Annotated in this window: 10 protein-coding genes; 7 read left to right on the plus strand and 3 right to left on the minus strand. The window is 56.5% G+C overall.

Annotated features, from left to right (window positions below):
• Positions 1 to 205 precede the first annotated feature (205 nt).
• The gene (uvrD, locus tag CJU81_RS08815) at positions 206 to 2389 is read right to left on the minus strand and encodes a DNA helicase II (protein ID WP_095036276.1); all 2184 of its coding nucleotides are present in this window, start codon (positions 2387 to 2389) and stop codon (positions 206 to 208) included.
• Positions 2390 to 2582: 193 nt separating this feature from the next.
• On the opposite strand from uvrD, the gene CJU81_RS08820 reads away from it, so the two are divergent.
• The 3 genes from CJU81_RS08820 to CJU81_RS08830 all read left to right on the plus strand — a co-directional run bounded on the left by CJU81_RS08820 (position 2583) and on the right by CJU81_RS08830 (position 5608).
• Positions 2583 to 4118, plus strand: coding sequence for a putative bifunctional diguanylate cyclase/phosphodiesterase (locus tag CJU81_RS08820; RefSeq protein ID WP_095036277.1), 1536 nt, complete (start codon positions 2583 to 2585; stop codon positions 4116 to 4118).
• A 157-nt stretch (positions 4119 to 4275) separates the two neighbouring features.
• Positions 4276 to 5142 carry a transcriptional regulator HexR gene (gene hexR / locus CJU81_RS08825; RefSeq protein WP_016782922.1) on the plus strand — a complete coding sequence of 289 codons (867 nt, stop codon included), beginning with the start codon at positions 4276 to 4278 and terminating at the stop codon, positions 5140 to 5142.
• A 253-nt stretch (positions 5143 to 5395) separates the two neighbouring features.
• Entirely contained in the window at positions 5396 to 5608 is a 213-nt protein-coding gene (locus CJU81_RS08830) for a PA3496 family putative envelope integrity protein (protein WP_095036278.1), read from the plus strand.
• Here the strand turns inward: CJU81_RS08830 and CJU81_RS08835 are convergent.
• Positions 5550 to 6512: a LysR family transcriptional regulator gene (locus CJU81_RS08835; protein ID WP_095036279.1), complete on the minus strand. Its 963-nt coding sequence runs from the start codon at positions 6510 to 6512 to the stop codon at positions 5550 to 5552. The two genes, CJU81_RS08830 and CJU81_RS08835, sit on opposite strands and share 59 nt — an antisense overlap.
• A gap of 190 nt (positions 6513 to 6702) precedes the next feature.
• Here CJU81_RS08835 and CJU81_RS08840 point away from each other — a divergent pair, with 190 nt between their 5' ends.
• From CJU81_RS08840 to CJU81_RS08855, 4 genes are all read left to right on the plus strand, one after another.
• Complete coding sequence (locus tag CJU81_RS08840; protein ID WP_016782925.1) at positions 6703 to 8118, plus strand: acetyl-CoA carboxylase biotin carboxylase subunit; 1416 nt, start codon at positions 6703 to 6705, stop codon at positions 8116 to 8118.
• Between the two features lie 11 nt (positions 8119 to 8129).
• Entirely contained in the window at positions 8130 to 9938 is a 1809-nt protein-coding gene (gene oadA / locus CJU81_RS08845; RefSeq protein ID WP_095036280.1) for a sodium-extruding oxaloacetate decarboxylase subunit alpha, read from the plus strand.
• Positions 9939 to 10147: 209 nt separating this feature from the next.
• Positions 10148 to 11473 carry a type II toxin-antitoxin system HipA family toxin gene (locus CJU81_RS08850; protein ID WP_095036281.1) on the plus strand — a complete coding sequence of 442 codons (1326 nt, stop codon included), beginning with the start codon at positions 10148 to 10150 and terminating at the stop codon, positions 11471 to 11473.
• Positions 11470 to 11745, plus strand: coding sequence for a helix-turn-helix domain-containing protein (locus tag CJU81_RS08855; RefSeq protein WP_095027807.1), 276 nt, complete (start codon positions 11470 to 11472; stop codon positions 11743 to 11745). The genes CJU81_RS08850 and CJU81_RS08855 overlap by 4 nt, the downstream gene beginning before the upstream one ends.
• A gap of 54 nt (positions 11746 to 11799) precedes the next feature.
• Here CJU81_RS08855 and CJU81_RS08860 read toward each other — a convergent pair whose 3' ends face one another.
• The gene (locus CJU81_RS08860) at positions 11800 to 12480 is read right to left on the minus strand and encodes a GNAT family N-acetyltransferase (RefSeq protein WP_095036282.1); all 681 of its coding nucleotides are present in this window, start codon (positions 12478 to 12480) and stop codon (positions 11800 to 11802) included.

Raw genomic sequence — 12480 nt, forward strand, 5'->3', positions numbered from 1 at the left:
GCTAGCGGTGAAGTGTTTCGGGCTTTTGCTTATTTGTTTGTAGGACTAGGATTTATTTTGCGTAGGAGAGCATGTGGGGGCGAGCCTGCTCGCGAAAGCGGTACATCAGCCAACAATAATATTCACTGATGTGCTCTCTTCGCGAGCAGGCTCGCTCCCACAGGGATTTGCCTCACCTTATCCCCTGAAAGCTGTCGGATTGCTGTCAGACCGCCTCAAGTTTGGCGTAGCCCATCATCAGCCACTTGCTGCCTTCGCTGAAGTTGACCTGTACCCGTGCCTGGGCACCTGCACCCTCGAAATTGAGGATCACGCCTTCGCCGAAGACCGCATGCTTGACCATCTGACCTAGCTTGAATTCGGTTTCCGGGATTTCCGAGCCGCCAAACAGGCTGCTGGAGCTCTGCTTTTGACCACCGCCGAAAGGGCGACTGACGCTGTTGGACAGTCGAACTTCTTGAATCAGGCCCTTTGGCACTTCGCGTACGAAACGCGAAACCTTGTTATAGGTCTCGCTGCCGTAGAGGCGTCGGGTTTCAGCGTAGGTCATCACCAGGTTTTGCATGGCACGGGTAATGCCCACGTAGGCCAGGCGTCGTTCTTCTTCGAGGCGGCCCGGCTCTTCCAGGCTCATCTTGTGCGGGAACAAACCTTCTTCCATGCCCACCAGGAACACATATGGGAACTCCAGGCCTTTGGCGCTGTGCAGCGTCATCAGCTGGATGCCGTCTTCATGTTCTTCGGCCTGGGTATCGCCCGCTTCCAGTGAGGCATGGCCAAGGAAGGCGGCCAATGGCGACAGCTCTTCGTCTTCGTCATTGTTCTCGAAGTTGCGTGCTGCGCTGACCAGTTCCTCAAGGTTTTCTACCCGGGCCTGGCCTTTTTCGCCTTTTTCCGCCTGATGGTAGGCAATCAGCCCACTCTGCTCGATCACAGTTTGGGTCATCAGATGCAAAGGCATCTCCATGACTTTTGCCGCCAGGTTGTCGATCAGTTCCATAAAGCCGGCAATGGCGCCTGAAGCGCGACCGGGCAAGGCTTTATTGGCGATCAGCTGGCGCATCGCTTCCCACATCGACACATCGCTGTGGCGTGCGTGTTCGCGAATGGCTTCGACGGTTTTTTCACCAATGCCGCGCGCCGGAACGTTGATTACCCGTTCCAGGGCCGCATCGTTTCCGCGGCCTTCCAGCAGGCGCATATAGGCCATGGCATTTTTGATTTCCGCGCGTTCGAAGAAGCGCTGGCCACCATAAATACGGTATGGAATGCGTTCACGCAGCAACGCTTCTTCAAGCACCCGCGATTGGGCGTTGGAGCGGTACAAAATGGCGATATCGCTATGGGCCAGGCCGGTTTTCAAGGCGCTCTCGATGGTCTCGACCACGTAGCGCGCTTCGTCGTGTTCATTGAACGCGGCGTACAGATTGATGGCTTCGCCTTCGCCGCCGTCAGTCCACAGCTCTTTACCCATGCGCCCGGTGTTGTTGGCGATCAGGGCGTTGGCCGCTTTGAGGATGCCGGCCGTGGAGCGATAGTTTTGCTCCAGACGAATGGTCTCGGCATCCGGGAAGTCAGTTGAGTACTGATAGATGTTTTCGATTTTTGCGCCGCGCCAGCCGTAGATCGACTGGTCGTCATCACCGACTACCATCAGGCTGTCGCCGCCCTGGGCCAGCAACCGCAGCCAGGCATATTGAACGGCGTTGGTGTCCTGGAATTCGTCTACCAGGATGTGCCGGAAGCGTTTCTGGTAGTGCGCCAGCAAGCCCGGGTTGTCGCGCCACAGGTCAAGGGCACGCAGCAGCAGCTCGGAAAAATCGATCACACCTGCGCGCTGGCACGCGACCTCATAGGCCTCGTAAATATTGCGCATGGTGGCCAGGAACAAGTCGCCGCTGGCCTGGATATGTTTGGGGCGCAGACCTTCGTCTTTTTGGCCGTTGATAAACCACTGTGCCTGACGCACCGGCCAGCGCTGTTCATCCAGGCCCAGCTCACGGATGACACGCTTGACCAAGCGTTGCTGGTCATCGCTGTCCAGGATCTGGAACGTCTGGCTCAGGCCGGCTTCTTGCCAGTGAGCCCGCAGCAGGCGGTGAGCCAGGCCGTGGAAGGTGCCGACCCACATGCCTGCCGGGTTGATACCCATCAACTGCTCGATGCGGTGGCGCATCTCGGCAGCGGCCTTGTTGGTGAACGTCACCGACAGCACAGAGTGTGGGGACGCGTTTTCGACCTGGATCAGCCAGGCGATACGGTGCACCAGCACACGGGTTTTGCCGGAACCAGCGCCGGCCAGGACCAACTGACGCCCGACACTGGCCGTGACGGCCTGACGTTGGGCATCGTTGAGAGAATTTAACAAGAGAGAGAGATCATCGCGCATCGGGGCATTTTAGGGGCTGTTGGTGTTTCATTGCTAGCTGCGTGGCAGCCTTGGGCCGAGCGGTCAAAAAGCCGGAAAGTAAAAATGCCTGGCTGATTTCATCCATTTAATAGCGCCTGTGCGTTTGGTCACGGGCATTGCTTGTGTATGCTCGGGCGACTTTTTGGCTCATCTACTGATAAGAATTTCGCCGATGGTTCAGAATTTAAATTCGCCGGGTATTTTTTTCGGCATAGGCATCGGCTTTTTCATGCTGGCGGGCGGTCTGGGGTGGCAGGTCAAGCGGATCAAGCAACGACGCATGGCGCGCCGTTTGCGTCATCAAGGTTTGCGTGAGGATTTGCTGCAAGCCAATGTCCGCAGCGAGCAACTCAATATCGAACTTGCTTATGAGGTCGAACAACGCCGTTTGAGCGAAGCGCGGGCGCGTCACCTGAGCCGTTTTGATGAGCTGACCGGGCTGGCCAACCGCCTGCTGTTCAAGGCGCGCCTGGAGGAGGCCAGTCAGCGTGTCCGTCAGGGCTCGTGCAACCTGACGTTGCTGCACATCAATCTCGATCGCTTCAAATTGCTCAATGACAATTTAGGGCATGAGCTGGCGGATCATGTGCTGCAAAAAATGGCCGAACGCATCACCAAGGCCTTGCCTGAGGCTGACACCATTGCGCGTCTGTCGGGTGATGAGTTCGCGGTGCTGTTTGATGCCTATAACAGCCTGACCAGCCTGGCGCGGGTCGCGACCCGGCTGCTGGACAAGCTCGGTCGGCCGCTGCTGGTGGATGGCCATGAGCTGGTCGTCAGTGTGTCGATGGGCATCAGCATGTTGCCCGACAGCGCGCGCGATATTGCCAGCCTGGTCCATCAGGCCAACAAGGCCATGCAGCAGGCCAAGCACCTGGGCGGCGGCAGGTTTCAGTTCTACAGTGACAGCCTGCATGACAGCACCCTTGAACGGCTGCAGCTTGAAAACCAACTGCGCAAAGCCATTAGCGAACGCCAGCTCAACGTGTTCTATCAACCCAAGCTGTGCCTGGCCACAGGGCGTCTGCACGCCGCCGAAGCGTTGGTGCGCTGGGATCACCCGCAACTGGGCAATGTACCGCCAGGCAACTTTATTGTTCTTGCCGAAGAGACCGGCCTGATCAGCGCCATCGGTGAATTTGTGCTGCGCGAAGCCTGCCGGCAAGCCTGTGAGTGGCAGCAGGCAGGGCTGGCGCCAATCCGGGTGTCGGTGAATTTGTCAGGGCATCAGTTGCGCCAGGGCAAGCTCGTCAGCCTGGTGCGCCAGGTGCTTGAAGAAACCGGGCTGGCGCCGCACTACCTGGAACTGGAACTGACAGAAAGCCAGATGCTCGACAATGTTGAATACGTCATCGCAACCTTTCAGCAATTGCATGAGCTGGGGGTAAAGCTGGCGATCGATGATTTTGGCACCGGCTATTCATCGCTCAGTTACCTCAAGCGATTTGCGGTGGATTACGTGAAAATCGATAAAACATTTATTCACGGCGTGGGCCGTTGCAGTGAAGACGAGGCTATCACCCTGGCAATCATCGCCATGGCCCACAGCCTGGACCTGAAAGTGGTAGCAGAAGGCGTCGAAAACGATGCGCAGTTGGCCTTTCTCAAGGCTCGCCAGTGTGACGAAGTGCAGGGCTACTTGATCAGTCGTCCGATAAACGCAGTGCAATTCAGCGATTTACTGCGTAACGGTGTAGTGGTCTTGTAGTGCCAAAAAGAGCTACATGGCCCTCAAGCGGCTTGAATCAAGGGAGATAACTGGTTAGTTGATGGTGTATTGGCTGGGCAGAAAACGAATTCTTGTAGTATAACTACAAGATTGCTACATCCCCGGCGCCTGCCGCTTACAGACCGAGTCCTGCCCTTTGAACCTGCTGCAACATATTGCCCAGTCACGCCACCTGTTACGTAAATCGGAACTCAAGGTCGCCGATCACGTGCTGCTTGATCCTGCGGCTGTAATGCACAGTTCCATGGCCGACCTTGCCCACAGTGTCGGTATCAGCGAGCCGACCATCGTGCGCTTTTGCCGGGCGATAGGGTGTTCCGGGTTTCAGGACCTGAAACTCAAGCTGGCGCAAAGTCTGGCGGCAGGGGCCAGTTTTGGTCAGTTCGCGATCCATGAAGATGATTCGGTTGCGGATTACAGTCTGAAAATTTTCGACACCACGCTGCACACCTTGATGGACGTGCGCGAGAAGCTCGACCCGGTAGCCCTGCAGCGTGCTGTGACGGCCATGTCGCAGGCACAGCGGGTTGAGTTCTACGGTTTCGGTGCATCGGGTGCGGTAGCGGCAGATGCCCAGCACAAGTTTTTCCGTTTATTGCTGACCGCCGCCGCGTATTCCGACCCGCACATGCAGGCAATGTCGGCCGTGACCTTGAAGCCTACCGACGTGGCGATCTGCATTTCCCAGTCGGGTCGTTCCAAAGACTTGCTGATCACCGCCAACCTGGTGCGTGAAAGCGGCGCGACCTTGATCACCTTGTGCCCGAGTCAGACGCCGTTGGCAGAACTGGCGACCGTCAATCTGGCGATCGATGTACATGAAGACACTGAAATCTACACCCCGCTGACCTCGCGTATCGCTCACCTGGTGGTGATTGACGTGTTGGCGATGGGCGTTGCGATGGCCCGTGGCCCGAGCCTGGTCAACCACCTCAAGAGCGTCAAGCGCAGCCTGCGCAGTTTGCGTCTGTCGCCTAAGTCGCTGAAAAGCCACGAAGATTAAAAGCGCCCTCACTCTAACCCTCTCCCGGAGGGAGAGGGGACTGATTGGGGGATTTTGCAGTTTTATGGCCGCCTGAAGTGACTGCGTTGAATCCGAAATTTACCCGGTTAGCTCCCTCTCCCTCCGGGAGAGGGTTGGGGTGAGGGTGCTCTTGATCGCCAAGCAATTTCATCCCCCTGTCATCCCCCTTTCGCCAATCCGTCACAAACAAAGTCCATCGTAAAGCTCCCGTACACGCCTTGGGAGACTCGAAATGGCTCAGCCTTACGAAGAACGCAATAGCGCCGTCAAAACCCGCCGCCAGCAAGAAGACCAGCGCCGCATGGCCTTCCGTCGCGCGATTGAAGACCATACGAGCCAGCGCCAACTGCGCCTGGAAACCTCCGATTACCCGGACCTGGGGTCGATCAACTACTGGCAGGCTGCGTCGGCAGGTGACCGTCGAAGCGCTCAACCAGCGCGCTGATTTGCAGGCGCTCACTGCGAATAAACCCCAGAAATGCATGCGCCACCGGTGACAGTCGCTTGGCCTTGGCCTGCACTACGCACCAGCTGCGATACAGCGGCAACTCCTCGACCGGCAGCTCGCGCAGCAGGCCGGTCGCCAGCTCCAGGCTGACGGCGTGGCGGGTCAACAACGCCACGCCCAATCCGGCCACCGCGCACTCGCGCTGTGACTCGTTGGACGATACTTCCAGCGTTTGATTGAAGTGCACGCGTTTTTCCTTGAAATACTCCTCACACGCCATGCGCGTGCCCGACCCCTGCTCACGCATCAGCAGCGTATAAGGCTCCAGATCCTGCAGGCGTAGTGGCCCTTGGGCACACAGCGGGTGATCGACGGGAGCCACTGCCACAATCGGGTTGTTCAGAAACGGCAAGAATTCCAGGCCCATGTCCTGCGGCACCATCGACATGATCACCAGATCGTCGCGGTTATCCGAAAGCCGACGAACGGCCTGCGCCCGGTTGACCACGGTCAGTTGCAAATTGACTTCCGGGTGCTGGCGCTTGAAGGCGGCAAACAGATGCGGCACAAAATATTTCGCACTCGACTCCACCGCCAGTTTTAGCTGCCCCTGCAATGACCCGAGCATGTCGGAAAGCTGCATGTCGAGGTTTTCCAGGCGTCCGAAAATATCCCGGCTGGCCAACTGAAGCGCTTCAGCGGCTTCGGTCATGTACAGCTTTTTGCCGACGTACTCGAACAATGGTTGGCCAATCAGCTCTTCAAGCTGACGAATTTGTAGACTTACGGCGGGTTGTGTCAGCGACATTTCTTCTGCTGCGCGGCTGTAAGAGCGCAGATCACAGACTTCATTGAAGACCTGTAATTGTCGAAAAGTGATACGCATCAATGACTTACGCATTTTTATAACATTATCCGAAGCGGCAAGTGCTCCGACTATAAGTTGTTACTTATGCACGACCCAAGAATTATTGATTTTTGTTTATCGCTGCGTGGGTCTAGTGTGATGACACAACGGTTCAGACACATTTGGACACGTGCCGACCTGGTCTAGCAGGTCGTTTGTTCCATAGGCTTTAGGGAAAATCCAAGTGATAAAAAAGATCCTGATCGCCAACCGCGGAGAAATCGCTGTCCGCATCGTGCGTGCCTGCGCCGAGATGGGGATTCGCTCTGTAGCGGTCTACTCCGAAGCTGATCGACATGCCTTGCACGTCAAGCGCGCCGACGAAGCGCACAACATTGGCGAAGACCCGCTGGCCGGTTATCTGAACCCGCGCAAGCTGGTTAACCTGGCCGTTGAAACCGGTTGTGATGCCTTGCATCCCGGTTACGGTTTTCTGTCAGAAAATGCTGAATTGGCTGATATCTGCGCCGAGCGCGGGATCAAGTTCATTGGCCCGGCGGCCGAAGTCATTCGTCGCATGGGCGACAAGACTGAAGCGCGCCGCAGCATGATCAAAGCCGGTGTTCCGGTTACGCCGGGCACTGAAGGCAACGTTGCCGACATCCACGAAGCCTTGATTGAAGGCGAGCGCATTGGTTACCCGGTGATGCTCAAGGCCACCTCGGGCGGCGGCGGTCGCGGCATTCGTCGTTGCAACAGCCGTGAAGAGCTGGAACAGGCGTTCCCGCGGGTGATCTCAGAAGCCACCAAGGCTTTTGGTTCGGCCGAAGTGTTTCTGGAAAAATGCATCGTAAACCCCAAGCACATCGAAGCGCAGATCCTTGGTGACAGCTTTGGCAATGTGGTGCACCTGTTTGAGCGCGACTGCTCGATCCAGCGTCGCAACCAGAAGCTGATCGAAATCGCCCCAAGCCCTCAGCTGACCCCTGAACAGCGCGCCTATATCGGCGACCTGTCTGTGCGCGCAGCCAAGGCCGTGGGTTACGAGAACGCCGGTACCGTGGAGTTCCTGCTCGCCGAGGGCGAGGTGTACTTCATGGAGATGAACACCCGGGTGCAGGTGGAGCACACCATCACCGAAGAAATCACCGGCATCGACATTGTCCGTGAGCAAATCCGTATCGCCTCCGGCCTGCCGCTGTCGATCAAGCAGGAAGACGTGCAGCACCGCGGCTTTGCCCTGCAGTTCCGGATCAATGCCGAAGACCCGAAAAACAACTTCCTGCCAAGTTTCGGCAAGATCACCCGTTACTACGCGCCCGGCGGTCCTGGTGTGCGTACCGATACGGCGATCTACACCGGCTATACCATCCCGCCGTATTACGACTCCATGTGTCTGAAGCTGGTGGTGTGGGCCCTGACCTGGGAAGAAGCGATGGACCGTGGTTTGCGCGCCCTCGACGACATGCGTCTACAAGGGGTTAAAACCACCGCCGCGTATTACCAGGAAATCCTGCGTAACCCGGAATTCCGTAGTGGCCAGTTCAATACCAGCTTTGTAGAAAGCCACCCGGAATTGACCAACTACTCGATCAAGCGCAAACCCGAAGAGCTGGCCCTGGCCATCGCTGCCGCCATCGCCGCCCACGCAGGCCTGTGAGGAAAAGAATAATGAGCAAGAAGATTTTCGTAACTGACACCATCCTGCGTGACGCCCACCAGTCGCTGCTGGCCACCCGCATGCGCACTGAAGACATGCTGCCGATTTGCGACAAGCTCGACAAAGTCGGCTACTGGTCGCTGGAAGTCTGGGGTGGTGCGACCTTTGACGCCTGTGTCCGCTTCCTCAAGGAAGACCCGTGGGAGCGTCTGCGCCAATTGCGTGCCGCACTGCCTAACACACGTCTGCAGATGTTGCTGCGCGGCCAGAACCTGCTGGGCTATCGCCATTACAGCGACGACGTGGTCAAAGCCTTTGTCGCCAAGGCGGCGGTCAACGGCATCGACGTGTTCCGTATCTTCGACGCCATGAACGACGTGCGTAACCTGCGTGTCGCCATCGAAGCGGTCAAGGCTGCCGGCAAGCATGCCCAGGGCACCATCGCGTACACCACCAGCCCGGTGCACACCACCGAGGCGTTTGTGGCGCAGGCCAAGCAAATGGAAGCCATGGGCTGCGACTCGGTCGCCATCAAGGATATGGCCGGTCTGCTGACACCGTACGCCACTGGCGAACTGGTCAAGGCGTTGAAAGCCGAAATCAGCCTGCCGATCTTTATTCACTCACACGACACCGCCGGTCTGGCTGCCATGTGCCAGCTCAAGGCGATCGAGAACGGCGCCGATCATATCGACACCGCCATCTCGAGCTTCGCGTGGGGCACCAGTCACCCGGGCACTGAGTCGATGGTTGCTGCGCTTAAAGGCAGCGAATACGACACCGGTCTCGATCTGTCGCTGCTGCAGGAAATTGGTATGTACTTCTACGCAGTGCGTAAGAAGTATCACCAGTTTGAAAGTGAATTCACCGCTGTAGATACTCGCGTTCAGGTCAATCAGGTGCCGGGCGGGATGATTTCCAACCTTGCCAACCAGCTCAAAGAGCAGGGCGCGCTGAACCGCATGAGTGAAGTGCTGGCCGAAATCCCGCGTGTGCGTGAAGACCTCGGTTACCCGCCGCTGGTGACGCCGACTTCACAAATTGTCGGCACCCAGGCGTTCTTCAACGTGCTGGCCGGCGAGCGTTACAAAACCATCACCAACGAAGTGAAACTGTACCTGCAAGGCGGCTACGGCAAGGCGCCGGGTGTGGTCAACGAGCAACTGCGTCGTCAGGCCATTGGCAACGAAGAGCTGATCGACGTACGCCCTGCAGACCTGCTCAAGCCGGAAATGGTCAAGTTGCGCGCTGAAATTGGTGCCCTGGCCAAGTCTGAAGAAGACGTGCTGACCTTCGCCATGTTCCCGGACATCGGTCGAAAATTCCTTGAGGAGCGTGCTGCCGGCACCCTGGCTCCGGAAGTGCTGCTGCCTATCCCTGAGGCGGGCGGTGTCACCAAGGCGAGTGGAGAGGGCGTGCCGACCGAGTTCGTGATCGACGTTCACGGTGAGAGCTACCGCGTTGACATCACCGGTGTCGGCGTCAAGGCAGAGGGCAAGCGTCACTTCTACCTGTCCATCGACGGCATGCCGGAAGAAGTGGTATTCGAACCGCTCAACGAATTCGTGGGTGGCTCGGCCAGCAAGCGCAAGCAGGCGAGTGAGCCAGGCCATGTCAGCACGGCAATGCCGGGCAACATCGTTGATGTACTGGTCGCTGTAGGCGATGTGGTCAAGGCTGGTCAGTCGGTACTGATCACCGAAGCGATGAAAATGGAAACTGAAGTACAGGCCGGCATCGCAGGCAAAATCGTCACCATTCATGTAATCAAGGGCGACCGCGTTAACCCGGGCGAAATTCTGATCGAAATCGAAGCCTGATACTGCCTTTGATGTAAACGCTTTAAACCTCGGGGGAGCATGTGCTCCCCTTTTTTTATGCCTGCATTTTATTGCAGGAAATATGAGCATTAAGATGCTTAATCTGCAAATTAATGCAGATTCAAAGATGAAACATCAGAGTAACTGCACTATATTGCAGGTAAATGATGGTTTCTGATTTTTATGTGCATTAGATTGCAGGTGAAAACATGTTTCAACTGACTCTCCAGCTCTACAGCGACGGACAATGGCTGGACGCCATGATTTTGAAATTTCCCGAGCCTGAAAAAAGCCTGGATGGGCCTTGTCGCTTTGCCTACACGCAGAGCTATCTAGTAGATCATCTGGAGGCTATCGACAGCCCTTTTGCTCCGTCGGTTAGTGCCTGTGTGCCCCTTGAGTGGGATGCCCGACATTTGAAAAAGGCCCCGGCTTTCCTGCATGACATCGCACCAGCTGGCGCTGCAAAAAAAATACTGATCAAACAAGTTGGCCGCGAAAAGCCCGAGCACTTGAGTGACGATTTGTTTTTACTTGGGCGAAGCACACCTGGCCCCATCGGGCATCTGCGCATAAAAGAGTCTTATGAGCGGCTGGATAAGCGTCAGGCGATGGGTTTTTCCCGCGAAGATGTGATCGTTCGCGACAACAGCTTTCTGGAATACGCCCATGAGCAGGGGGCGGCAATTGGGGGTGCAACAGGGGCCGGGGGCGAGGCTCCCAAGCTATTGATGGCAGAGGGTGTTGATGGTCTGCTTTACCCGGATGCGACCCTGGAAGATGCCCGGGTAAAGCAGCACTGGTTTATTAAGTTTGCACGCAACAAAGCGCTTGAGCGGGATCAGATAATCCTGCGCAGCGAGTTCCACTACTACAAAGCCCTGCAGGCGCTCGGGATTGAAACCGTACCGGTGCAGGGGTTGGCGTTGGAAGAAGGCCGAAAACCAAGCCTGTGGATGCAGCGTTTTGATCGTAATGTCAGCGCTCACGGTGTTGAGCGCTACGCCGTAGAGTCGATTTATTCGCTTGCTCAAGTCACTGAGCCGGGTAGCGCGATGTCCCATCTTGAAGTAGTTCAATTGCTCGCAGGCTTATGGGCGCGTGCGGGGCAACAGGATCATATTGAGGATTTGGTCGCCGAATACCTTCGTCGCGATTTGATTAACAAGATTTTGGGCAATAGCGACAACCACGGTCGCAATACGGCGATTATTCGGGGGGCTGACTCGTTTCGGCTGGCACCGATTTATGACTTGGCACCGATGGTCATGGATGACGAAGGTATAACTCGAACCACAAAATGGCCGCTGGATATAGAGCGGGCTGGTGAGGTCGATTGGCGTGCGGCGTGCAAGTCGTTAAGTGCAATTGCCAGCCCTGACACGGTCTTTGAGCGCTTGCGCAGCAATGCCGAGCAGCTGCGGGCCTTGCCTGATTTGCTTCGCGCTGAAGGTTTGCCGGAAATGACCATGAATCATCCACAAATTGCGCTTAAAAACCTCGATCAGCGATTGCGCGAGTGGGGCTTGAAATGACTCTGACCATTGATACCCGCCAGCTCATGATCGAAAGCATTGAGGCAGATTTGGCTCAGGGGAAAATCACTTTGGGTGAGGCGATAAAGCGCTTTCGGGTTGATGTGACCGGATTACAGCAAACCCAGTTTGCCCGCATGTGCAAAATCTCGGTGCGCACTTTGATTCAAATCGAGCACGACGAAGGCAACCCCACACTTAAATCCCTGAATGCAGTCTTCAAACCCTTTGGTCTGCAAATGGGCGTGGTTCGCTTGCCGCGAAAATTCTAAGCCCTTCAGGCACAAAAACGCCCAACAATCCTTGTTGGGCGTATTGATCATTTTTTATACAGCTGATGCCCTGCATTCTTCCAGAGTCTTTACTTGGCCGCTTTCTGGTTGGTTATCCAGTGCCAGCCATTTTTCGAACCCTGCCGCTACTGCGGGCCATTCCGTACTAATAATGCTGTACCACGTGGTATCACGGTTTTTGCCTTTAACCAACATATGCTGGCGGAAAACGCCTTCGTAGGTGTACCCGAGTCGTACTGCAGTACGCTTTGATCTTGCGTTGTCGTTGTTGCACTTCCATTCTAGGCGGCGGTTGCCCAGGGCGAAGGCTTCCTTGGCCAGCAGGTAGACCGCCTCGGTACTTTTTGGCGAACGCTGCATGGGCGCGCCGAAAGCGACGTGGCCGATCTCGATGCGACCGTGCTCCGGGACTATGCACATCAGGCTAAGCAGGCCTTGTGCCTCCCCGCTCGACTTGTCGATGACGCTATAAAAATGCGGATCGCGGCTGGCAGCATGGTTTTGCAACCAGGCATCAAATGCCTGCCGCTCATTGAAGGGGCCGTAGGGCAAATAGTCCCAAAGCTTTGGATCGGCCGTTGGCCCTTGTAAGGCTAGCCATAGTTCATCGCCATGACGGGCCGGGTCGAGCTTTTCCAGACGAATGAATTGCCCTTCAAGGGTGCGGGTATCCGGTGTTTTGGCCGCCAGCCAGTGTTCTAGAGAGTCGGGCAT

The organism is Pseudomonas fragi, from assembly GCF_002269505.1.
GTDB lineage: Bacteria > Pseudomonadota > Gammaproteobacteria > Pseudomonadales > Pseudomonadaceae > Aquipseudomonas > Aquipseudomonas fragi_D.

Excerpts from the sequence above, each read along its gene's own strand:
- CJU81_RS08835 (WP_095036279.1), bottom strand. The coding sequence starts at position 6,512 with ATGCGTAAGTCATTGATGCGTATCACTTTTCGACAATTACAGGTCTTC.
- oadA (WP_095036280.1), top strand. The coding sequence starts at position 8,130 with ATGAGCAAGAAGATTTTCGTAACTGACACCATCCTGCGTGACGCCCAC.
- CJU81_RS08850 (WP_095036281.1), top strand. The coding sequence starts at position 10,148 with ATGTTTCAACTGACTCTCCAGCTCTACAGCGACGGACAATGGCTGGAC.
- CJU81_RS08820 (WP_095036277.1), top strand. The coding sequence starts at position 2,583 with ATGGTTCAGAATTTAAATTCGCCGGGTATTTTTTTCGGCATAGGCATC.
- CJU81_RS08855 (WP_095027807.1), top strand. The coding sequence starts at position 11,470 with ATGACTCTGACCATTGATACCCGCCAGCTCATGATCGAAAGCATTGAG.
- CJU81_RS08830 (WP_095036278.1), top strand. The coding sequence starts at position 5,396 with ATGGCTCAGCCTTACGAAGAACGCAATAGCGCCGTCAAAACCCGCCGC.
- uvrD (WP_095036276.1), bottom strand. The coding sequence starts at position 2,389 with ATGCGCGATGATCTCTCTCTCTTGTTAAATTCTCTCAACGATGCCCAA.
- CJU81_RS08860 (WP_095036282.1), bottom strand. The coding sequence starts at position 12,480 with ATGCCCGACTCTCTAGAACACTGGCTGGCGGCCAAAACACCGGATACC.